We start from the raw sequence: 23,616 nt of genomic DNA, 5'->3' as shown, positions 1-23,616 counted from the left end.
CCTACACAATGATAGGAGTAAATAACAATGACTAACAACACGACTATTTGTGACTTTGGCCTACACCAAGGTGAACCATACACCCAATTGCCAGTTAGTTTTTTGAAATGGATGATTGATATTAATCACCAAAAATCTCAATATGCACGAGATGAACTTGCCCGAAGAAACCGAGTTGTAGAGCAGCAGCGTGAAGCCTCACTGGCTGAAAAAACATAAAGAAGTGCGTTTTTTTAACCTCGAACTAGTTTAAACTAGCCGCCTACTAGATTGAGCTTTTATTCATCGATAGGTATTTTATGCGTACTCTTGTTTTTCTTGTTTTTCTCCTTGGCTTGTCTGGCTGTGCCAGCGACGCTGTCAATAAACCTACAGCACACTATTTAACGGTTCTTCATACCAATGATAACCACGGTCGCTTTTGGCATAACGAAAAAGGCGAATATGGCATGGCTGCGCGTAAAACCTTAATTGACCAGCTAAGAGCTGATGCAAAAGCACAAGGACATCAGGTGTTATTATTATCAGGTGGCGATATTAATACCGGCATACCTGAATCAGATCTGCAATTTGCGGAGCCCGATTTTAGAGGTATGTCGAAAATTGGCTATGACGCAATGGCACTAGGTAATCATGAGTTTGACAACCCATTAAGTGTATTAAAAAAACAACAGCAATGGGCTAACTTCCCGCTTTTATCTGCCAATATTTTCGATAAACAAACTGATAAAGCTGTTTTTGAGCGCTATAAAATATTCAAAAAAGGCGGCTTAACCATTGCCGTTATTGGTTTAACAACCACAGATACTGCTAAAATTGGTAACCCGCAATACATTGGTCACTTAGATTTTAAAGATCCTGTTGAAATTACCGCCTCACTTACCCAAACCCTAAAAACAAAATACAATCCCGACATTACCATTGCCGTAACCCACATGGGACATTACGTAGATGCTAATTATGGGATCAATGCCCCGGGTGATGTCACCTTAGCTCGCTCTTTAGATAAAAATGCTCTTGATATGATCATTGGAGGGCACTCTCAAGAGCCAGTGTGTATGGCTGCTGAAAATGTTACTGATGAGAACTTTAAACCGGGTTCAGCCTGTAAACCTGATCAGCAAAATGGAACTTGGATAATGCAAGCCCATGAATGGGGCAAGTATGTGGGAAAAGCGGAGTTTAAATTAGAAAACGGCCAATTATCACTGCTTAGTTATCAATTATTACCGGTTAATTTATACGTAGATAAAAAGCAAAAAGATGGGAGCGTAAAATCCGTTCTTGCTGCAAATTACATTAAACCAGATCCAGAACTGCAAACCTTTTTAGCGACGTACCAACAAAAAGGAGCAAAGCAAATTGAAGGTAAAATTGGCTTCGTCAATGCCAGACTTGAGGGAGATCGCAACAAAGTACGCTTTGAACAAACAAACCTTGCGCGCGTCATCATCCAAGCACAAATGAACACCGTGGGTGCGGACTTTGGCATTATTAGCGGTGGCGGTGTTCGCGATAGCATTAATGCAGGTGACGTGAGTTATAAAGATATACTTAAAGTACAACCTTTCAAAAATCGTGTCGCCTATATCGACTTTAAAGGCAGTGTTGTTTTAACCTATTTAAATGTCGTGACACGTTTTCCACCCGACTCTGGTGCTTACATGCAATATCACAACTTAGCATTTGAATTGAAAGGTGAGCAGGTAACTAATGTGTTCATTGCTGGAAAACCGCTTGATATAAACAAAACATACCGTATGAGTATTAATGAATATAACGCTTCAGGTGGCGATAGTTACCCAAAAATCACACAAATGGCAGGATTTGTAAGCACCGATGAAACGGACTCACAAGCATTAAAGCGGTTTTTTGCTGAGCACAGCCCTGTTGATGCAAGTGAATTTGTACCTAAGTAGTAATCTAATGTGAACAATAATGAGTGTCATTAAAATGCTAATGGCACTCTTCATTAAGGTTTATGTGGTAGCTAAGCTAGTTTAAGCTCACTTAAATCATTACCCTAGGCAGTAATTCGAAATTACTTTCCTATTATTTCAATATTACCTTGGCTTACATTGATTAACCCATAGCTATGCATCCGTGAACGAGACCCCTCTCCAAATGCCTTTGGCGGATAATACAACTCCTTCTGCTCAGGGCAATCATTTAATACATCATCCAGTGCAGCACGTATTTCGCTTAAGGTTTTTTCCAAACTGTTATTAAAGTTTGGCCGTTTTCTAACGGTATGCCCGAGCTCAACCAAACGATAAAAGTACTTATTTGCAAGTTCTAGCAGCTCCTCGGGTACATTTTTATTCTGGTTAAGTTTTATCTCTGGATTATTAGTGCAAAACTCAACAAGTGCTAAATAAAAGCACAAAGGCTTATTTGCCAAAGCTACATGTTGATCGGGATAATAGCTACTGGACAACGTTTTACTTTTTAAATTAATCACGAGTATTAATGGCTTTGATTCTAGCGTGTTTAGCTCTTGACCAGTAACGAGCTTTTTATCTCCTTGATAAATAGCTGCCTGTTTTATCATGTATATAAGTAATGCGCTAATCACAAAAAGCAGTATATAAATAGCCATTACATCATTCGTAAAATAAGGTTGCTTTAAAGATAAAACTATAAACACCACATTGTTATTACTATTTAATTTTCGAATAAACTCATGGGTTTTTAAAGATAAGTTAAACTCATGCTTTGGTTCTATGGCAACCACCTGTATACCCGTACCTTGAATCTGAGCATTAACTGTTTGAATATAATGCTGTAACGCAGCTTTATTACCCGAATGTTTCAGTAGCTCATTTGATAAATCAAGTAAAGGTAAGTCTAAAGCGATTTGTTTTTCTATTTGGGCTATTTGTAACTGGTTTATCTGTTGCTGCTTCTGCGTTGTTGAAACATAAAAAACCAGTGAAAAGACAATGAATAGTACAAAAAAACATACTGGCAGTATTACTCTATTCATTATGACTCCCCTTTGAAGGTAACAGGGTAGCTATTGCAATGCCAATATGGCTCAACATCTTGATAGTATTGAAATGATTGTTCTTTAGACATGCTCAATAGGTGAGATTGAACAGCGCAGAGTAAATCGGTATTGTTATGCTGCATTTTTAAGTACCAACGGGTACCTGCAATATTACTGCTGATAGGCGTAATATAATTTTCTGAGAAGCGCTTACTATCACTTTCTCTCCAAAAAGAGGCAATAAGGTCAACTTCTCCGTTTGCCAGTAGTTCCCGCAATTCATTATGTGAGCTGGCATAGGTTATTTTTAGCTGAGCAACATTAAGCCCTAATTGCTTAAATGTTTGTTTTGGCAAAATATGTCCAGAGCGGCTGGTAGGGTAATCCAGTAAGCCTATTTTTTTATCTAAAAAGTATTGTTTCGTGATCAGTGGTTTTTCTTTTGAAGATATAAAGAACGCAGTGTAATCTGAAAAGCCCACCACTGGCTGATAATTGTAAGTCGTCTCAGCTCTAAACGCTTCCATAATATTATTCTTAGCTAAAATTAAATCCGCAATACCTTTGCCTACAAACTCTAAGCTATCCACCGTTCTGTAACCCCAATAACCAATAACAGAGCCATATTGTTTAGCCACAACCTTATCATCACATAGGTTTTGAGTGAGTAATTGAGCAACATACTTTGAGGGTGTAAATACTATAAGCTGATTTTGATTAGCCGTTGCTGTTGTTTGGCATGTCGTTGATGTTTCTATCATCACTGGGAAGGCTATTTCTTTTTCATCCACAACTATTTGACCAGCAAACCAACTAAACAGCAGCGCTATAAACATAAATGTAACAATTACTGTTTTATGCAACATTAACTTTTTAATATTCAAAAAACACCGATTTAAAATAGAGTAATAACTCATTTGAACAATTTTAATTACTTATTACAATAGGTAATTTTACCCATCAAAGTTAAAGCATTGATTTTAATTAACTTTAAATAAGAAAGTATGAATTTTATTGAGTCCTTTCTATCAATACAAAAAATGAGGACAATTGACCTTATAAGCTTTTACAAATTAGATATCACACTTACTAGGATGCCTCGATGCAGATAAATGTAAAATATTCGCTTTCATTAACACTTTTAATTAGTGCAATATTTGCAAGCACAGACTGTAATGCGTGGGGGCAAAACGGCCACCGCGTTGTTGGAAAAATTGCAGAGTCGCACATAAGCGAAACCACCAAAGCTGCACTTATTCCTTATCTTAACGGTGAATCTTTAGCACAGGTTTCCACATGGCCAGATGAAATGCGCTCTGCACCAGGTGATTTTTGGCAAAAAAAGTCATCACGCTGGCACTATATTAATGCAGATGATAATGCAAAATTTAGCTTTAACCACGACCACACTGAACATAAAGAATCAGTAACAAACATATTAGAAGGCATTCACTATTCAATTCAAGTATTGAAAGATGATAAAGCAAGCCTTGCAGCAAAGCAGTTTAGTTTACGTTTTTTAGTGCACCTAGTCGGCGACAGCCATCAACCATTTCATGCAGGTAGAGCTGAAGATAGGGGCGGTAATCGCATTAAGGTTTCTTTCTTCAACCAACAAACCAATCTTCATAGCTTGTGGGATACTAAGCTAGTAGAAAATGAAAATTTATCTTTTACTGAATATGCTCAATTTATAAATACCAACAACAGCGAACTAATTAGCGAGTATTTACATAGTACGCCAACAAGTTGGCTTGAAGAGTCACATAACCTTGCTTTACAAATATACAAATCAACAGATGAGAATATTAGCTACGACTATATTTTCACTAACACCCCTATTGTGAAAACCCGCTTGCAACAAGCTGGAATTCGCTTAGCTGGATTGTTAAATACATTATTTGATCCTACTAACAAGAAATCAAAAATGGCTTTAACACAGCAAACCAAAAAATAAATTCAGTTTCTAACTTAAATCATCTAAATGGGAAATCAACATTATGACTAAGCTTCGCCTTTCGAAATTAACTGGAGCAGTAATTCTTGCTCTAGGAGTTTCAACAAGCGCTATGGCTGCTGACACCTCGTCTGCAATGCGTGGTAAAATAACCACACCTTCAGGTGCGAGCGCTGCAAACGTTAAAATTAAGGTCGTTCATCAACCTACCGGCACAATCAGTGAGCTAACCACCAATGAAAGTGGTACTTTTATTGCGAATGGTTTACGTGTTGGTGGACCATATACAGTGATCATCGACTCTGATACGTTTAACGATACCACCGTTGAAAACATCTTTTTAAACCTTGGCGAAACTTACCGACTAACGTCGCAATTAGCACCACTCAATATTGAAAAAATTGAAGTGTCTGGTTATAAAATTGTCCAACAATCAGGTGGTTCTAGCAGCACGTTTGGTGAAGATACCATCAACAACATGCCTAGTTTTAATCGTGACATTAAAGACATCGCACGTTTAAACCCGCTTGCGAGTATTAATGGCAGCGGTGAGCTAACTTTTGCCGGCAGCAACCCACGTACAAATGGTTTAACCGTAGATGGTATTGGCCAAAATGACGACTTTGGTTTAAGTTACGGCGGCTACCCTACTTCGCAACCTCCGGTAGCCCTTGATGCAATTGAGCAAATATCTGTTGATGTTTCTCCATTTTCAGCCTCTAAAGGCAACTTTGGTGGTGGTACTATTAACGCGGTAACTAAGTCAGGTACTAACGAACTTAAGTTTTCTGGTTTTTACGAAACATCAACACCAGATATTGCTGGCGATGTAGACAGTATTTCTCAAGTGTTTGCTGATAACCGCCCTGTTTTAGATGACGATGGTCACCGTACATACATTGTTGAACAAGTAGAACCTAACCAAACTGAAAAACGCTACGGTTTTAATGTTGGCGGCCCACTTATAGACGATACCTTATTTTACTTTGTTAACTACAACAAATGGTCTAGCGAACTAGATTTAGACTATGGCTTTGAAGGTTCAGGCGCAACCAACGAATACGACGTTAGCGAAGAAAGCTATAACCGTTTCCTTAATATTCTAAATAACGAATACGGCTTAACAGACTCTCTTGGTGGCGACCCTAAAGACACCAACGAAACATTACTTGTAAAATTAAGCTGGAACATTGCTGATGATCATCGCTTAGATTTTACCTATCAATGGCAAGATGACAAAGATGAAACAAACTTTGGTACTGGAGGCACATCAGTTCAGCTTGCATCAAGTCGTTACACATACGCAACCAAGTTTAATAACTTTGCTACCAAATTATACTCGGATTGGAACGAAGACTTTTCAACTGAAATCGGTATTGCATACAAAGATGTATCATCAAGAAGCTTAACAAATTCTGATATTGGTAGTGTTAAAGTTGAAGAGTATTTCCGTGGTCCTTCTTATGAATTTGGCACCGATGAGTTTCGCCATGCCAATAGCTCAGCAACAGAAAACTTAACACTTTCTCTTGATGCCACTTATTTAATGGACGAGCATGAAATAAACTTTGGTATGCAATATGAGTCGTTAAATTTATACAACCTTTTTGCAGCTAATTCACTGGGTTCATGGGAGTTTGATAACTTTAATGGTTTTGAAAACCGTGAAGTAGGCAACTTTAGAGGCGAGTATGACTTTAGTTACAGTAATGCTTATACAAATAACCCAAACGATACTGCTTACGATGCAACTCGTAATCAATTAGCGCTTTACATTGAAGATACTTTTTATGTTGGTGATGATTTAGAAGTAACGGCAGGTGTTCGTTATGAGCGTTTATCTTCTGATGATAAACCAACACTCAATGAAAACTTTTTAAGCACCTATGGCTTTAGTAACCAAGAAAACTTAGATGGTTTAGATATCATCCTACCGCGTATTGGCTTTAAGTATTACGCAACTGAAGCGTTAACAGTTAACGGTGGTGTAGGTCGTTTCCAAGGAGGTATTCCTAACGTTTGGTACAATAACTCATTCCAAAACGATGGCATTACATTTGTAGATGCACCACAGAGCGTTATTGACGATTACTATGCTAATAATCAAGCTGATATCACTCAAGTACCAGACGCTATAAAAGGTTCTTTAGTTCAAGGTGCGGGTAGCACAAACTATGTTGACCCAAATTTTGAACTACCGTCAAGCATCCGTGCACAACTTGGTTTTGAATACGACTTTGATTCTGAATTACTGGGTGAAGGCTTTAAATGGCAAGCAGAAATTGCTTATCATAAAAAAGAAAACGAAGCTGTGTGGCATAACACTGCGATAAAACCTGTGGGTGTTGCAGCCGACGGCGAGCGTGTCATTTATGAAAGTATTTACAGCGGTGATTTAGCTGATAACTTTGATATAGCAATGACTAATTCAGCAGAAGACGGTCGCTCTGTTATTATTTCAACAGCACTTGCTAAAGAGTGGGAAAATGGCCTTTATATTTCAGCAAGTTATGCACATCAAGATGTAACAGAAGCGTCTTCAGGTTCTTCATCACGTGCACAAAGTAACTATCAGTACAATATCACTAAGAGCCGAAATGAAGACTTTGCTGCTCGTGGTGCATATGAGGTTGAACATAGCTTTAAAGTTAACTTAGCGTATAACACTGAGTTCTTTAGTGGCTATGCAACCAAGTTTAATGTTTACTTTGAACGTCGTTCAGGTCGTCCATTTAGTTATACTATGGGTATGTTCAGAAATGGTGATTTAGGCGACTCTCGTGACTTTAACTCGAGTTCAGCTTACTTAGCATATATTCCTACAGGTCCAGAAGATGCAAACGTAAATTGGGATCGTTCTAGATTGTCATGGGAAGAGCTTGAAACCCTATTAAACCGTGCGGGAATTTCTGAGCGTGGTCAAATCCTAGACCGCAATTCAGGTACTCAGCCATGGGTTACCACTATGGATATTAGCGTTAAACAAGAAATCCCTGGTTTTGCAAAAGGTCATAGCGGTGAGGTTTACTTTATGATTGATAACTTTGCAAACTTATTAAACAGTGACTGGGGCGTAGAAAAACGCCTAGGTTTCTCAGACCAAGCTGTTTATGACCTTGCTGGCTTAGATGATGATGGACGTTACATCATCAATGCTAGATACAACGGCGCTGATGTTCGTAACTACAGCCGCTATCAAACTAGCTCGTCTGCTTGGCAAGCTAAAATTGGTGTAAGCTATAAGTTTTAATATATAGCCTGTACATCAAAAACTCTTAAAATTAAAAAAGCCATTACATACATGTAATGGCTTTTTTTTTGGAAAAAATAATTTTTCATCTGTTTGTCATAAAAACTACTTACTATCTGCTCGGTAAAATATTGAAGCATAGATAAAATGCTAAATTTCAAAAATAAAGTGTTTTATAATAAAAATATTACAGTTGTATTTTATTTGTAACAAACAAATGGGGTACACTATGTAAGTATTTTGGGTTAAGTGTATTTTGCGGTCGCTTAATCCAAAATTAAAATAAAAAAGCTATTAAAAGTTTATTTAACTACACGGGAAAATAAAATGAAAATTCAACTTCGCAAAACAGCTCTGTCACTTGCTATAGCAGCATGTGTTGGTGTGAGTGGTGCTGCAATTGCAAACGAAACAACTTCTGCAATTAAAGGTCAAATAAAAGGGCCAAATGGTAACCCTGCTGCAGGAACTAAAATTACTATCCTACACGTTCCTTCAGGCTCAGTTAAAACAACTGAAGTAAATGACGCTGGCTACTTTACTGCTAAAGGCCTTCGTGTTGGCGGTCCTTACAAAGTAATCGTAGACTCAGACATCTACGCTGACCAAGAGTTCAATAATATTATTTTGAACATTGGTAGCGACTACCCAGTTAATACTTCACTTGAAAATATCTCAGATATTGAACAAATTGTAGTAACTGGTCGCCCTATCAGCACTATGTCTGGTGGTACGGGTCCTGCTTCAACATTCACGTTAAGCGATCTTGAAAATCAACCAGCTATTAACCGTGATTTAAAAGATATTATTCGTATTGACCCTCGCGTTGCTATCGATGATAGCCGTGGTTCAATCAACTGTGGTGGTGGTAACCCACGTTTTAACAGTTTAACCCTTGATGGCGTTCGCATGAACGATAACTTTGGTTTAAGCTCAAACGGTTACCCTACAATTCGCGCTCCATTCTCTTTTGATTCAATCGAGCAAGTAGCAGTAGAATTAGCACCATTTGATGTTCAATATGGTGGTTTCACATCATGTAACATCAATGCGGTTACCAAATCTGGCGGCAACGACATTCACGGTGGTGTATTCTACGATTACACTAACGATTCAATGAAAGGCGACAAGATTGAAGGTAATGACGTTGATAACGGTGATTACAGTGAAAAACGTTATGGCTTTAACGTTGGTTTACCGCTAATCAATGATACGCTTTTCTTGTTCACCTCTTACGAAAAACTTGAAGGTGTTAAACAGTTTAATTATTCATCTTTAGTATCGTCGGCTGACATCGAGCGTATTAAACAAATTACACGTGATGTTTATGGTTACGAAGCCGGTGCAACACCAGCAAGCTCACCAGTAGAAGATGAAAAAATCTTAGTAAAATTAGACTGGAACATCAATGATGATCACCGCGCTAACCTGATCTATAACTACAATGATGGCTTTACTTTATCGCAATCAGATGCAGATGGTGATGAGCTAGCATTTGACAGCCACTTTTATGAGCAAGGTGCTGAGTTTACTTCAATCGTTGCATCACTTTACTCTGATTGGAATGACGATTTTTCAACTGAAGTTCGTTTAGGTAAATCAGAGCTTGACGCACGTGTTCAATCTTTAGACGCAGCAAGTGGTTTTGGTGAGTTCCAAATCAATACTAAAGCAGCCACTGTATATGTAGGCCCTGATGATTCTCGTCAATCAAATGATTTAAACTACGACACCACTACAGCTAAATTTTCAGGTACTTACTATCTTGATCAGCACACTATTACCGCTGGTTTTGAATACGAAAAGTTAGAAGTATTTAACCAATTCGTACAACACACAGAAGGTGAATGGCGTTTTGCATCAATCGATGCGTATGAGCAAGGCATAGCCAGCGCTGTATTTTACAATAATGCTGCAGGCACAAACGATCCAACAGATGCAGCTGCTAACTTTGCTTATTCACAAAATACATTCTATGTACAAGATGAATACAGCTTTTCAGATATAGATGCATCATTAACATTTGGTCTTCGTTACGATAGTTATTCAAGCGATGATAAGCCTACTTTCAACCAAAACTTTACTGATCGCTACGGTTTTAGTAACCAGTCAACGTTTGACGGAATTGATTTAATTCAACCACGTGTAGGCTTTGAATGGTTTGCAACCGATGCACTAGAAGTGCGTGCAGGGGTTGGCTTGTTCTCAGGCGGTAACCCAAATGTATGGCTATCTAACTCTTACTCAAATGATGGTATTACCAATATCAGTGCTCATCAATTTGGTAGTGTAGATTTATTCGCTCCTGAAAACGTTACAGTTACGGGTGCGGGCCCAGGTTTTGATATTCCAAAATCTCAGTTTGATAAAGTCGCTAACACGCCTATCGGTTCAGGTGACGGTACAGTGAATGCTGTTGATCCTAACTTTGAAATTCCATCAGAATGGAAATATTCATTAGGTGCAACGTACACTACTGAAAACGATTATGTAATTGCTTTAGATTACCTTTACACTGATAAGCGCGACGCTGCAACATTGCAAGATATCGCACTTCGCCCTACTGGTGAAGTAAGCTTTGATGGCCGTCCTCTATATGAATCAATTGAAGGTCGTGATGGCGAGCTTTTATTGACTAATGTTAACGGTGATAGCGGTTCATCATCAATTATTTCAGCTGCAGTAAGTAAAGCGTTTGATAATGGCGTAAGTATGCAATTATCGTACGCTTACACTGATGCCGATGATGTAAACCCAATGACTAGCTCTGTGGCCAGCTCAAACTACGGTAACTTGGCAACATCAAACCCAGGTAACCCTGGCGTAGCATCATCTGATTACGAAATCCCACATCGCTTTACATTAAACCTAGGTTATAAGCACGAGTTCTTTGATGGTTATAACACTCGCTTCAACCTATTTGGTGAAGCATATAAAGGTTTACCTTATAGCTTCACATTTAACGGAAGCGATAGTGCATTTGGTGATGCAAACTCTAATCGCTCGCGTCAATTGCTATATGTACCGCTTGAAAACGATCCTAATGTTGTTTACGACATGAGTGCTGATGAAATAAACGAGTTTAACGACTTTATCGCATCTGAAGGTCTTAAGCGTGGTGAAATCGCAGGTCGTAACCAACAGAACTCTGATTGGTTCGTTAAATTTAACTTTAAAATTACTCAAGAGTTACCAGGCTTTATGGACGGCCATAAAGGTGAAGCATTCTTCGTAATCGATAACTTAACGAATATGTTAAACGATGACTGGGGTGTATTAAGAAAAGGCTCATTCGTAGGTAATAGAATGCTTAAAGTTAAAACAAATGATCAAGGTCAATACGTTTATTCTGACTTTAGCGCACGAAGTGCTGAGCAATCTGTACAACGCGATGCCTCTTTATGGGAAATGCGTGTAGGTGTTCGTTACACGTTCTAATTTGATTAGCTAAATTAGTGAATTTAAAAGCCCACTTTGTGGGCTTTTTTATGCCTGTAATTTATTTTTTAATTTATCAAAAATAGTGATTAACTGGCGTTGTTCACCATCTGACAGGCAGCTTAATAATGCTTGCTCCCATTGCAATGCTTGTGGCGTTATTTTTTCATATAAAGCCATGCCCTTATCACTTAACATCAAAAATGCAGCGCGCTTATCATGCTTATTTAACTCGCTATAAATAAGCCCTTCATCTATCAGCGCTTTTACCGCTCTTGATACCGTCGACTTATCCATATCTGCTTGAGTACATAACTGCTTTGCTGTGCTTTGGCCTGATTGAGCTAAATTAGCCATTATTCGCCACTGAGGAATAGTTAAATCAAACTCTTTTTTATAAATGCTCGAAAAATCATTACTTACCTGTGTTGCTAAGTGCGTTAATTGATAGGGCAAAAATGTCGTTAAATCTATTTTCATATTGAATCACTTATTTATTTACACACGACTTTTATCTGTTCACTTTTATTTACAGCGGTCATAATCAGTGTATTTGATATTAGTCTCACTTGAGAGTATCTTAGCGTAAATAACAAAAATATAACACTCCCCCATTTTTACAGGAGTCAGTAATGGCGACACAATTAAACTACATGACCGGATTTGGCAATGAATTTGAAACCGAAGCGCTGCCTGGTGCATTACCGATTGGTCAATTTAGTCCGCAAAAAGTAAAATATGATTTATACGCAGAGCAATTCAGTACCACTGCATTTACCGCTCCTCGCGCCGATAACCGCCGCACTTGGATGTATCGTATTCGCCCATCTGTTGTGCAAGGCGATTATACAGCCATAGACAATGGCTTAATTAGAACCGCTCCCATTACCGAAGTACCGACTCCACCAACCATGCTGCGCTGGGATCCAATTGATGTACCAACAAAACCTACAGATTTTGTAGACGGGCTTATCACCATGGCCGCTAATGGTAACGCTAATGGTCAAGCGGGTATCGGTATTCATGTTTATGTTGCCAATAAATCAATGGACAATCGCTATTTTTATAATGCCGATGGCGAAATGTTATTTGTACCGCAACAAGGTGAACTACTACTTAAAACAGAGCTTGGGCATTTAACTATTAAAGCAGGTGAAATTGCCGTTATTCCGCGTGGTATTAAATTTCAAGTAATGTTACTAACCGACACTGCGCGTGGCTATATTTGTGAAAACTACGGCCATGCCTATGTCCTTGCTGAGCGCGGCCCTGTGGGTGCCAACGGTTATGCGAATGATCGTGACTTTCACTATCCAGTAGCGGCTTTTGAAGATATTGAAGGTGATTTCGAACTTATTGCTAAATTTAATGGCAATATGTTCCGTTGTGATATTGGTCATTCACCTCTGGATGTTGTTGCTTGGACAGGCAATAGTGCGCCTTACAAATACGATTTGGCTCGCTTTAATGTCATGAATACCGTTAGCTTTGATCACCCCGACCCTTCAATCTTTACCGTGCTAACTTCACCATCGGGTACTGAAGGCGTTGCGAATATCGATTTTGCTATTTTCCCACCGCGTTGGATGGTGGCTGAAAACACCTTCCGCCCGCCTTACTATCACCGTAATATTATGAGTGAGTTTATGGGTTTAATTGAGGGAGTTTATGATGCAAAAGAGCATGGTTTTGTCCCTGGAGGGATGAGCCTACATAATTGTATGTCGCCACATGGTCCTGAAGCTGACGTATTTGAAAAAGCGTCAAACGCCGATTTAGAACCACAACGCTACGATAATACGCTGGCGTTTATGTTTGAGTCACGTTATGTAATATCGCCAACTAAATACGCATTAGAAGGTAAAGAGCGCCAAGCTAATTACACTGACTGCTGGCGCACAATCAAAAAACACTTTAATGGCAATCAAGGATAATCAGATTATGAAGCTTTATACTTATTTTCGCTCATCTGCAGCGTATCGCGTGCGCATCGCATTAAATCTAAAAAATATTGATCATCAATTGGTACCTGTTAACTTATTAAAATCAGAACAACAAAGCACAGATTACTTACAGAAAAACCCTCAAGGGCTGTTACCGGCTTTAGAAACAGAAGACGGCGTATTAGGTCAATCTTTAGCAATTTTAGAGTACCTTGAAGAGCAATATCCTGAGACACCATTATTGCAAGGTAATGCATGGCAAAAAGCACACATTCGCAATTTAAGTTACGCGATTGCCTGCGATATCCATCCTATTGATAATTTGCGAGTGCTTAAATATTTGAGTAGTGAACTCAATGTTGATGATGAAGCAAAAAATAAGTGGTACCGACACTGGGTTGAAGTTGGTTTTGAAAAAATAGAACGCATGCTCGATAGCAAAAATATATTTTGCGCAGGCGACTCGCCAAGCTTAGCTGATGTATGTTTAGTGCCACAGGTATTTAATGCCATTCGCTTTAAAGTAGATATGGCTGCCTACCCTAAAATAGCAGCCGTTTATCAGCGTTGTAATGAATTGGCCGCCTTTATTGATGCAGCCCCAGAAAATCAACCCGACGCAAACTAACTTTTTAACGCACTGTGTATTACAGTGACATGCTCAATTAAATCTAAGCCCAGATCAGTTAAATAACCGCCATCTGGGCTATCTATAACCCCTTTATCGAATAAACGTTGTGCTGCGCTTAGTAAGGCGGGTTCAGCGTCTGAATGAAGTTTAATTCCCTGCATTTTGCTCTCGCGTGGAAATTTTGCTAGTAGTGTAAATTCATCAATCATCGTTTGATTAAATAGCATATGTGTTCACCTTTTTATTGTTCTGTGTTTTACTGAAGTTGTCTTACTTACCCTAGCATGTTTTTTTGCTAAGTGTAGTTATTTTAAACACCTTGAGGTTATTCATGCGTTATTATTTTACTTTTATAATTACTGTTTTATGCTTGTGTTTTTCAGCTTTAAGCTACGCTAACACAATAAAAACGCTTCCTGTTGTTGATGCTACCCAGCTTATAAACACAAACACTGAGTGCTGGTATGATAATAAACGCTACAGCGAAGGTGCCATAGTGCAGGTTCATTCTGTTACGCTTATTTGTGCTGCAAAATACACCCAACATAACAACAGTCAGTTGATGTGGCTAAAGCTTGATAAGCAAGGTAACCTTATTTATCCCAAGAAGCCCTCAACCATTACCGTAAATTAATCAAGATTAACAATCTGGAATCTGCCAGCCATCTCCAAACTATTAAGATGCAGTGGGATACGTTACAATACATGCAGTTTAAAAAAGCAGTGTGACTATGAATAATCAACCAAAAAACCCGCTTCATGGGGTAACTTTAGAGCAAATCCTTGTTGAACTAGAACAACGTTTAGGCTTTAAAGCAATGGGCGAGCAAGTAAATATCAAATGTTTTACCGATTCGCCAAGTATAAAATCAAGCTTAAAATTTTTACGTAAAACGCCTTGGGCAAGGGATAAAGTAGAAGCGCTTTATATTCATACCATTAATAACAAGCCGTTACGTAAACCTAGAAATAAACCGAAGCCATCTGAATCTTCACAACCTGATACATCGGGTTTTGTATGGCCTTCTATTAAAAAATAAAAGGCTCAAAAAAATAGCAATGGCGTAACAACTTACGCCTTTTTAATCAGTTATTTGCTCTTGGCATATTACATTTAACGATGCTGGGTGGATACTTACCACTACTTTATCTGCAGATTTAACCTCGCCATCAATCACGTAATTTAGCGTTTCATCTGCGCTTATTTCTACACGTTTTGCATTGGTATAATGCGAGTTAATAGCAAAATGCGTTTGCGTAATACTACTAAACATCAGCTCAGCAATACTTAATACCGTGGTTTCATCATCTTTATTCGGCGTTAACCAGTTTACATCCAATAAACCATCGCGATGGTCGGGTTGCCCGCCCCCTTGCGCTAATAACGTAGTGAACGGCGCGGCATTTGCCACTATAAAACTATTTGTATTAATAGTCTCAGGCTCATTATCATCGAGTTTGACTATAAGCTGTTGCGCTTTATTTTCGCCAAATGAATGTAAAAAACCGTTTAAATAAGCAAGTTGACCTGACTTATTTTTAGACTCTCGATCTGCTTTTTCAATCATTGCATGCTCAAAGCCAATACCTATTAACAGTAACATCAAATCGTTATTACAATACGCGGTATCTATCAAGTTTGTTTGACCATCAATAATTAAATCACAGGCTTGCTCAACAGGAATGAATTTAGATTTTATTCCCATCAATACATGAGCAAGCGCATTCGCTGTTCCAAGCGGTATTATTCCTAATCGACACGATGTACCCACCAACACACTGGCAACCTCAGTCACGGTTCCGTCTCCACCACAGGCAATAATAATATCGGGGTTGTGCTCTATGGCTTGTTTAGCCAACGTAATACCGTTTTGTTCTGGCGTAGTTTTTAAAATAGTTAAATCGTAATACGCAGATAAACGCGCAACAATTAAATGCTCTTTTTCAGACCACAACTTAGTGCCTGACACCGGATTAGCAATTAAGTACGCTTTATTTTTTATTAGTAACTCCCCCCTACGATGGCGCTTAACTAAATGGCGTAATTGGCGTTTATTAAGGTTTGCAGTTTCACGTGTTTCTTTAATTTGTGCCAGAATATCATGTACATCCGCATCTTTATTTTGACTCAATAAATACGCTGCCATAACAAACACCGAACGCCCACGCCCTAATGCACAATGCACCACAACACGACGGTCTCCCTTAATATGATGATGGATCCAATTAATGGCTTGGTTTAACTGTGAATGTGTAGGCACACTGTGATCAAGAACAGGAATATTTAAGTAATCAATATTTTCTTGGGTAGATGTCCATTCAAGCCCATCAAATTCACAGGTAACGTCCAAAATAGCAGTAATACCATTTTCTTTTAATGTGTCTATATCTGAGGGGAACAAACGACATGCTAAAAATAGGTTATCGTTTATTTGTTGAATAGGCGGTACTTTGTCGCGCTTGCGTGACCATGCATTATAAATTTGTGCACCTAATAAAAAAGGTACAAAAGCCCAGCGAATGTAAAAAGGAATAACGCCATTTTCGCGTTTTCTAAATACTTTCCCTGCGTTAAAAAAATAAGCACCGCTAACTAATAGTAGCGAAAGTGCGGTCCAAAAAAATGCAACTGCAAAATAAATGGAGTTAACCGTTAACCCCAATACTATAAATACCAATGCTGTTACAAGATAACTTACTGCAGCCCACATAATTTTTCCTTTTTATAGGTATTACACTTTTGAATAATCATATACTACAGCAATCATTATGCCATAAGGCAAACTTAAGGTATTAAGTTAGCTAGTCGTTTGCTCTGGCTAGGTCGTTCTTAATTAAATCAATCCAAAAGAGGTTAACATTGCATGCAGTTTTTACACCTTAATGAATAAATTCTTCACAGTCTAATAAAAGCAGACTATGCTCTATAGCACTTATTGATCTGAAAAGTGTTCACCCAGCTTAATTTTCAACCTTCTGCATCTAAAAATCACACTAACTCGTTTTAATACTAATAACAAAAAATAGGATCACTATGGAAAATAACGAATTACTTTCTTTGTTGTATGAAACAGCACAAGGAGACAAGCAAGCTTTCTCATGTTTATATCAAAAAACAAGCGGTAAGCTCTTTGCAATTAGTTTGAATATGCTGTCTAACAGAGCTTATGCCGAAGAGGCATTACAAGATGCCTTTATTAAAGTTTGGCATAATGCGTCTGAGTATAATGCCTCCAAAGGGACTGTAATAAGCTGGATGATTAGTATTGTTCGCTACAGAAGCCTTGATCTACTTAGATATCATAAAGTCCGCAAGGAAGAACCCTTAGCAGAAGAGCAGCAAGATATTCACACAATTGATGTAAATTACGATGAAAATACTAAATTAGTTAACTGCATCGAGCAATTAGAACCGCAGCAAAAACATGCTATTCATCTCGCCTATTACAAAGGATTAAGTCACAGGGAGCTGGTGAATCATATCGATACACCATTAGGGACAGTTAAGAGTTGGATTCGCAGAGGGTTAATACAGCTACAAAGGTGTTTAACAATATGAACTATAACAAACCGGAACTACTCGATTCACTCGCCGCGGAGTATGTGCTTGGTACATTGACAGGCTTAGCACGTAAACGATTTCAGCGACTAATGTTAGTTTCAAATAAAGCGAGAGAAGCCACCAATATGTGGGAGCAAAATCTTAATAATCTAGCGAGTGCAATTAGCCCGCAGGCACCGTCAGATGCAACATGGCATGAGATAATGCGGCGTATCGAAAATAATCCACAGCGAGAAAAACCATCGCCAATAACATCCCCCTCTCTTTGGCGTACATGGTCATATATAGCGACCGCCGCATGTATTATTTTAACTGTTTTAGTTACTCAACCTACTACCAACAGTAAGCAGACACAACAAATAGCTTTAGTAAAAAATCAAACTGAGCAACCGTTGTGGTTTATAAATGTAAGTAACCATGAGCTCTCTATTAAAGCGAGTAACCAACTAATAGCACGAACAGATAGGGATTATGAACTGTGGATGATACTTAAAGGGCAAGATACCCCTGTCTCCCTTGGTTTATTACCCAAAAATGGCGATAAAACTATTCTCAAAAGTAAACTATTTAAAGCAACCGACATAACATTATTAGCGGTTAGTTTAGAACCCGTTGGCGGTTCACCGAATGGTTTACCTACTGAAGTACTATACACCACAGAATTAGTACTTTTATAAACTGATGCTGGTCGCTTTACTTCAAGCGATCAGCATAAAAAGTAACAAAAAATAAATACTTTTAACTTTTTTGCATCCACTTAACTATCCTGTCCGTTATTAGCTATGACTTCAAACAAAACTAAAGGACAAAGTCATGAAAGCTTTTACTCCATCAATACTTGCAGTAATGGTATGCAGTACATTTATAAGTGCACCAAGTGAAGCATCTAGCCATAGAGAAGCACCAAATATAAGCCGCTTCCCAACTTTAGACTCTACCGATTTTTATATATTTAATAGTTATGAGCAAGGCCGAGGCGATTACGTAACCCTCATCGCAAACTACATTCCTTTACAAGATGCTTATGGTGGCCCAAATTACTTTGCAATGGACCCTGATGCTACTTATAGCATCCACATTGACAATGATGGAGACGCTATAGAAGATATTACATTTGCGTTTAACTTTGAAAGTATGCTGCCAAATGATAATCAAGGGGTACAACTGACTGTAGGACCAGAGGGTAATCAGCGGACCGTTTCAGTACCACTTAAAAATGTTGGTGGTGTATCTGCAGGTAATGAAGCTGCTGTAAACTTTAGCGAGTCTTACAGTATGACCATGATCAGCGGACCACAGCGAACGGGTACTGCAACAGCCCTAAATAATACTACTACAAACTCTAGCGTGTTTTCTAAGCCACTTGATTATGTAGGCGATAAAACCTTTGGCTCGATGACAGAATATAAAGCTTATGCTGACCAGTTCGTCTATCAAGTAGCTATTCCCAACTGCGAAGGTATGGCAAGAGTTTTTGTCGGTCAACGTAAAGACCCATTTGTGGTTAACCTAGGTAAAACTTTTGATTTAGTTAATTATGTTCCTGTTGAAGGTGACAGCTCGCCAGGTGCAGGCGATGGTGAAGGTTTCCCTGGCGGTATTACACAATCAGCCGATAATGATGACCTTGCAGATAAAAATGTTACCTCTATTGCTGTTGAAGTGCCAAAAGCCTGTATTGTAGGCGACGGTAACCAAGTCATAGGTTCGTGGACAACAGCTAGCTTACCTCAAGCTCGCGTGCTTAATCCCAATGCTAAATTTGCAAACAATGCAGTAAATGGCGGCGCTTTAACACAAGTTTCTCGTTTAGGTAACCCGCTAGTTAATGAGTTGGTGATTGGCATTAAAGACAAAGATACATTTTCAACATCTCATCCTAAAAATGATGGTCAGTTTTTAGATTATGTATCTCACCCTTCACTCCCTGAGCTTTTAAACATCTTGTTTAAAGATGCGGTAAATACGACACTTGGCGCTAATCTAGAAACTCTCGCTCCAACTAACTTTCCGCGCACAGATTTAATTACTGCTTTTTTGACTGGCTTTGCAGGGGTTAACCAGCAAGCAACAGTAACACCTTCAGAGATGTTGCGTCTAAACACAGCTATTGCAGCGACTGCGCAATCGGAGCAATCAGCTTTTGGTGTTGCAGGTAACGATTTAGCTGGCTTTCCAAATGGTCGACGCCCGGGTGATGATGTTGTAGATATTGCGCTTCGAGTTGTAATGGGCCGATTATGTCACCCTATTCCCGTTGCAGGTACGGATACTGATTTAGAGCTGTGTTCACCAGAAGATGCAAACGTAGGTACTGTTCCATTTACCGATGGCGCACCAGTTAATGCATTAATGATGGATGCGACATTCCCTTACCTTGCAACACCGCTTGCAGGCTCTAAATAAGGAGTGACCTTATGCGTAATTTAAATTTCCGCCATCTTTGGATACTTTCTGCAAGCCTAATTATGGCTGCATGTGGCAACGATGATGACAAAAATCAACCACCCGTTATGACCAACTCTGCGCCTACAACGAGTGACGTAATACTCACCACTCAAACAGAGGTCAGTATCTCTGACAGGCTCAGAGCCACTGATACAGATGGCGATTTATTGAGCTACTCACTAACAAGTGAGCCAACGTTAGGTACTGTTGAAGTAAATAGCGATGGTAATTTTACTTACACCCCTAACAAAGAGACAACAGGTTCAGACAGCTTTATGTTTGATGTAAGCGATGGTGTTAACTCACCAGTAAACGCCACAGTGAGCATCACTATTGAAGCGTTGCAAGTTGAATTTTCAAAATTCGTCACTGATGCATTTAATCAAGAACCCACAGATGAGCCATTATCGGTAAATGGTAGGGTATTTAATAATACTGAAACTGATGTCGGTGATTTAATTCCCACAAACGGAAATTAATCAATCAACTGACTAGCCAAGGAAGGCTAACTTTTAGGAGAAAATAATGCACTTACCTTTATATTTGCCATTCACTTTTATCGCTGTCTTTTTAATGCCGCTCACTCTACAAGGCGCATCTTTTGTACCAAAGGATGATGCAGTTATTGCAACTAGTAACACTAAATTAAAAGCATCTCTTTCTGTTGAAGAGATAAAGAACTTACTCGACAACAGTCAATTCTCAGGCCAATCTGAGCGGTTACAAGGGGTCCTTAAAACACATTTGGTAAAGCTATATCAGCAAAACCCCACTTCAGAAGTAAGCTATCTGTATGCACGTATTTTACAAAAAGAACATTTATTCGAGCAAGCCATAAATATTGCAAAAGAGGCAATAGATGACGATCCTAACCATGTTAATAGCCATTTACTACTAGCAAATATTTTTATGACGCAAGGGCGTTTTGAAGCAGCAACAAAACACTGTATATCTTTAATTGGTTTAGTAAGTACCCTCACTGCAAGTACCTGTGTGCTTGATATACAAAGCCAACACAAAAATGTTCAACAAAGCTATCAATCGCTATTAAAAATAGTTGATAACAAAGAAACAAATCTATCAACCCAGCATGTGTTGAGTGAAATGAGTTACCGAATGGGTCACTATAAAAAAGCACTCTCTCATATTAATCATATAAAATTATCGAATATGCCTGTGAGCCTTGTTGTTTTATGGGCTGATATTCAGCTTAGACTTAATAACTCTGAGCATATTATTAACAGCCTAAGCACATTGGTTGACGATAATACTAATTTAGAGGATGCGCTGTTGCTTAGGCTAGCTATTGCAGAAAAAGATCTAAAAACACACGGGCAAAAATGGCAAAAAATGATGGCTGAAAGAGTCTCTTTACGCGAAATTCGCCAAGATACTTTCCACGCCAGTGATCTAGCTAAATATTACATTAATATTCAGCCAAACCCCGACAAAGCATTGTACTGGGCAAACATTAATTGGCAACAAGCAAAGATGAGTATGGATCAGCAGTTACTTAAAGATGCAAAAGCAATGCTACGAGGTAAGCTATGAGATCACCTTATCTATGTTTTTTCGCTTTATGTTTGTTCGCTTTTACAAACAATGGCTTTGCACACCAGTTAAGTACCAGTTATATCGTGTTAAATAACAATATAGATAAAACGCAATATATTGGTCACTGGCAAATCAGTATCGCTGACTTAGAACATGCAGTAGCACTTGATTTAAACAACGATGGGCAAATTACATGGGCCGAAATAAAAGCAAAACGTAGCTCACTTACTCAATTTGTTGAACAAAACATAAGTTTTACCCAAGACTTAAAAGCCTGCCTTTTAAATAATGAAGGCTCGTTTAAGCTCGATACTCACTTTAATCAACCTTATTTGCAAATTCCTATTCGCTTTTATTGCGATAATAACACTACAACCTTACTTACATACTCAGCTTTTTTTAACCGCGATGCTAGCCATAAATCTATCGTAAACATCAACGGTGTGTCGCGTATATTTGACTATCATAGCCAAAAACAAGCATTTAATTTTGAACAAACAAGCTATCTAAAAACCTTTAATCAATATGTTTACCAAGGCGTGTTGCACATTTGGATTGGCATAGACCATATTTTATTTTTAATCGCATTATTACTTACTTGCGTGCTGATCCGACGAGATAAGACATGGCAAGGAAGTACCTCTAAAATAAAAATCATTAAACACACCGCATGGATAATCACGGCGTTCACACTGGCACACTCTATTACGCTTACAGCTACCGCAATGAACCTTGTCTCCCCTAATAGTCGCTGGGTAGAATTAGGAATTGCAATGTCAGTATTGTTTGCAGCACTTAATAATGTTTGGCCCGTAGTAATACGTTTAGGCTGGCTTACTTTTGGTTTTGGGTTACTTCATGGGATGGGATTTGCTAGTGTCCTCGGTGAACTAGGTCTGTCAGAAGACTACCAGCTGCTAAGTATAATTGCTTTTAACCTTGGTGTTGAATTGGGTCAGTTGAGTATTTTGTGTGTTAGTTTACCCATACTCATTTACCTAAGAAACTATAATTGGTATCAAAAGTGGTTAATGCCTTCAGGTTCAATCTTGATTGCTCTAATCGCACTGCAATGGTCAATAGAGCGTTATTAACAAATAACAATTTAGGCTAACCCACAAAAGGTTAGCCTCATTTTTCTCTGCTCGTTCTTGTTCTAATTTTTATCAAACGGCATAAGTAATGTTTTCATCGCTGGACGTAGTGCAATAAGCACGGTTTCTTCTGTTAACTCAGGAAACAGCATTTTTCGTAATAACAATCCTGCCATCACTGAAAAAATCACATTAATACGGCTCTCTAATTCTTGCTCTGAATGTGATTTTATTAAACTACTTTCACTCACTAATAAGTCACGCATTCTGTTACGTGCTTGCGTGTCCGCCTCGCGCAGTAGTAAAGCGACTTTTTTATTTCTACTGGCCTCTGCCATCATGTCTAAGTCAACAACGCAGGCGCCCGTGTCCATATGACGCTGTACGCCATGATGTAAGCCGTCGAGTAACACCGTTAAAATATCACCGGGTTGATCTTCGAATTCTTGAAATATAGAAAACATTTCCTCCATATCTTTTTCAATAATACTTTCGATTATTGCTTCTTTGCTATCAAAATAATTATAAATATGACCAGCACTCATGCCTGCTGTTCTTGCTATTTCAGCCATACCTGCACCATGGTAGCCTTTACGGCGAAAACAATCAGCAGCAGCTGTTAATACCTGTTCACGACGCGCTTGAGCTTGCACCGGATCAAGGTGTTTTTTATTTTTAGAATTCATTCAAAACTCCATTATCGAGCCAATTAACTCGAAATATTTAACGCCTACCCCTTAATAATAAAGA

The 23,616-nt window shown here is 38.6% G+C and carries 21 protein-coding genes; 15 read left to right on the top strand and 6 right to left on the bottom strand.

Annotation, left to right across the window (positions count from 1 at the left end; genetic code table 11):
* Window positions 1–27 precede the first annotated feature (27 nt).
* Both BW139_RS11140 and ushA read left to right on the top strand, forming a co-directional pair.
* Window positions 28–219, top strand: coding sequence for a hypothetical protein (locus BW139_RS11140; protein WP_076919699.1), 192 nt, complete (start codon window positions 28–30; stop codon window positions 217–219).
* Window positions 220–299: 80 nt separating this feature from the next.
* Window positions 300–1,919, top strand: a complete 1,620-nt coding sequence (ushA, locus tag BW139_RS11135) for a bifunctional UDP-sugar hydrolase/5'-nucleotidase UshA (RefSeq protein WP_076919698.1) — start codon at window positions 300–302, stop codon at window positions 1,917–1,919.
* Between the two features lie 122 nt (window positions 1,920–2,041).
* On the opposite strand, the gene BW139_RS11130 is transcribed toward ushA, so the two are convergent.
* Window positions 2,042–2,986 (bottom strand): hypothetical protein, encoded by a 945-nt coding sequence (locus BW139_RS11130; RefSeq protein WP_076919697.1) that lies wholly within the window; start codon window positions 2,984–2,986, stop codon window positions 2,042–2,044.
* Window positions 2,986–3,855 carry a hypothetical protein gene (locus BW139_RS11125; protein WP_076919727.1) on the bottom strand — a complete coding sequence of 290 codons (870 nt, stop codon included), beginning with the start codon at window positions 3,853–3,855 and terminating at the stop codon, window positions 2,986–2,988. The genes BW139_RS11130 and BW139_RS11125 overlap by 1 nt, the downstream gene beginning before the upstream one ends.
* 236 nt (window positions 3,856–4,091) lie before the next feature.
* On the opposite strand from BW139_RS11125, the gene BW139_RS11120 reads away from it, so the two are divergent.
* From BW139_RS11120 to BW139_RS11110, 3 genes are all read left to right on the top strand, one after another.
* Window positions 4,092–4,946 carry a S1/P1 nuclease gene (locus tag BW139_RS11120; protein WP_076919696.1) on the top strand — a complete coding sequence of 285 codons (855 nt, stop codon included), beginning with the start codon at window positions 4,092–4,094 and terminating at the stop codon, window positions 4,944–4,946.
* A gap of 43 nt (window positions 4,947–4,989) precedes the next feature.
* Window positions 4,990–8,196, top strand: coding sequence for a TonB-dependent receptor (locus BW139_RS11115; protein WP_076919695.1), 3,207 nt, complete (start codon window positions 4,990–4,992; stop codon window positions 8,194–8,196).
* Window positions 8,197–8,523: 327 nt separating this feature from the next.
* Window positions 8,524–11,634, top strand: coding sequence for a TonB-dependent receptor (locus tag BW139_RS11110; protein WP_076919694.1), 3,111 nt, complete (start codon window positions 8,524–8,526; stop codon window positions 11,632–11,634).
* 48 nt (window positions 11,635–11,682) lie between these two features.
* Here the strand turns inward: BW139_RS11110 and BW139_RS11105 are convergent, their stop codons facing one another.
* Complete coding sequence (locus BW139_RS11105; RefSeq protein WP_076919693.1) at window positions 11,683–12,114, bottom strand: MarR family winged helix-turn-helix transcriptional regulator; 432 nt, start codon at window positions 12,112–12,114, stop codon at window positions 11,683–11,685.
* Between the two features lie 152 nt (window positions 12,115–12,266).
* On the opposite strand from BW139_RS11105, the gene hmgA reads away from it, so the two are divergent.
* Both hmgA and maiA read left to right on the top strand, forming a co-directional pair.
* On the top strand, window positions 12,267–13,568 hold the full coding sequence (hmgA, locus tag BW139_RS11100; protein WP_076919692.1) for a homogentisate 1,2-dioxygenase: 1,302 nt from the start codon (window positions 12,267–12,269) through the stop codon (window positions 13,566–13,568).
* Window positions 13,569–13,575: 7 nt separating this feature from the next.
* Entirely contained in the window at window positions 13,576–14,205 is a 630-nt protein-coding gene (gene maiA / locus BW139_RS11095; protein WP_076919691.1) for a maleylacetoacetate isomerase, read from the top strand.
* Here the strand turns inward: maiA and BW139_RS11090 are convergent.
* A complete protein-coding gene (locus BW139_RS11090; RefSeq protein ID WP_008464346.1) occupies window positions 14,202–14,435 on the bottom strand; it encodes a TIGR02647 family protein in 234 nt (77 codons plus the stop codon). The genes maiA and BW139_RS11090 overlap by 4 nt on opposite strands.
* Before the next feature lie 104 nt (window positions 14,436–14,539).
* Between BW139_RS11090 and BW139_RS11085 the strand changes: the two genes are divergently transcribed.
* Both BW139_RS11085 and BW139_RS11080 read left to right on the top strand, forming a co-directional pair.
* Window positions 14,540–14,842 carry a DUF1496 domain-containing protein gene (locus BW139_RS11085; protein WP_076919690.1) on the top strand — a complete coding sequence of 101 codons (303 nt, stop codon included), beginning with the start codon at window positions 14,540–14,542 and terminating at the stop codon, window positions 14,840–14,842.
* 97 nt (window positions 14,843–14,939) lie between these two features.
* Complete coding sequence (locus BW139_RS11080; protein ID WP_076919689.1) at window positions 14,940–15,248, top strand: VF530 family DNA-binding protein; 309 nt, start codon at window positions 14,940–14,942, stop codon at window positions 15,246–15,248.
* Window positions 15,249–15,290: 42 nt separating this feature from the next.
* Here BW139_RS11080 and BW139_RS11075 read toward each other — a convergent pair whose 3' ends face one another.
* Window positions 15,291–16,919 (bottom strand): diacylglycerol kinase family protein, encoded by a 1,629-nt coding sequence (locus BW139_RS11075; protein WP_076919688.1) that lies wholly within the window; start codon window positions 16,917–16,919, stop codon window positions 15,291–15,293.
* A 323-nt stretch (window positions 16,920–17,242) separates the two neighbouring features.
* Here BW139_RS11075 and BW139_RS11070 point away from each other — a divergent pair, with 323 nt between their 5' ends.
* The 6 genes from BW139_RS11070 to BW139_RS11045 all read left to right on the top strand — a co-directional run bounded on the left by BW139_RS11070 (window position 17,243) and on the right by BW139_RS11045 (window position 22,866).
* The gene (locus tag BW139_RS11070) at window positions 17,243–17,767 is read left to right on the top strand and encodes a sigma-70 family RNA polymerase sigma factor (RefSeq protein WP_076919687.1); all 525 of its coding nucleotides are present in this window, start codon (window positions 17,243–17,245) and stop codon (window positions 17,765–17,767) included.
* Window positions 17,764–18,447: an anti-sigma factor domain-containing protein gene (locus tag BW139_RS11065; RefSeq protein WP_076919686.1), complete on the top strand. Its 684-nt coding sequence runs from the start codon at window positions 17,764–17,766 to the stop codon at window positions 18,445–18,447. Before BW139_RS11070 ends, BW139_RS11065 begins: the two co-directional genes overlap by 4 nt.
* 136 nt (window positions 18,448–18,583) lie before the next feature.
* Complete coding sequence (locus BW139_RS11060) at window positions 18,584–20,176, top strand: DUF4331 domain-containing protein (protein WP_076919685.1); 1,593 nt, start codon at window positions 18,584–18,586, stop codon at window positions 20,174–20,176.
* Between the two features lie 11 nt (window positions 20,177–20,187).
* The gene (locus tag BW139_RS11055) at window positions 20,188–20,697 is read left to right on the top strand and encodes an Ig-like domain-containing protein (protein WP_076919684.1); all 510 of its coding nucleotides are present in this window, start codon (window positions 20,188–20,190) and stop codon (window positions 20,695–20,697) included.
* Between the two features lie 46 nt (window positions 20,698–20,743).
* Window positions 20,744–21,769: a lipopolysaccharide assembly protein LapB gene (locus BW139_RS11050; RefSeq protein ID WP_076919683.1), complete on the top strand. Its 1,026-nt coding sequence runs from the start codon at window positions 20,744–20,746 to the stop codon at window positions 21,767–21,769.
* Complete coding sequence (locus BW139_RS11045; RefSeq protein WP_076919682.1) at window positions 21,766–22,866, top strand: HupE/UreJ family protein; 1,101 nt, start codon at window positions 21,766–21,768, stop codon at window positions 22,864–22,866. Before BW139_RS11050 ends, BW139_RS11045 begins: the two co-directional genes overlap by 4 nt.
* Window positions 22,867–22,928: 62 nt before the next feature.
* Here BW139_RS11045 and BW139_RS11040 read toward each other — a convergent pair whose 3' ends face one another.
* A complete protein-coding gene (locus BW139_RS11040) occupies window positions 22,929–23,552 on the bottom strand; it encodes a TetR/AcrR family transcriptional regulator (RefSeq protein WP_076919681.1) in 624 nt (207 codons plus the stop codon).
* Between the last annotated feature and the right edge of the window lie 64 nt (window positions 23,553–23,616).

The organism is Pseudoalteromonas sp. SK18 (genome assembly GCF_001974855.1).
In the GTDB taxonomy this organism is placed as follows: domain Bacteria; phylum Pseudomonadota; class Gammaproteobacteria; order Enterobacterales; family Alteromonadaceae; genus Pseudoalteromonas.
Note: the sequence above shows the minus strand (reverse complement) of the source record. Positions and strands in the feature narration are given on the sequence as shown.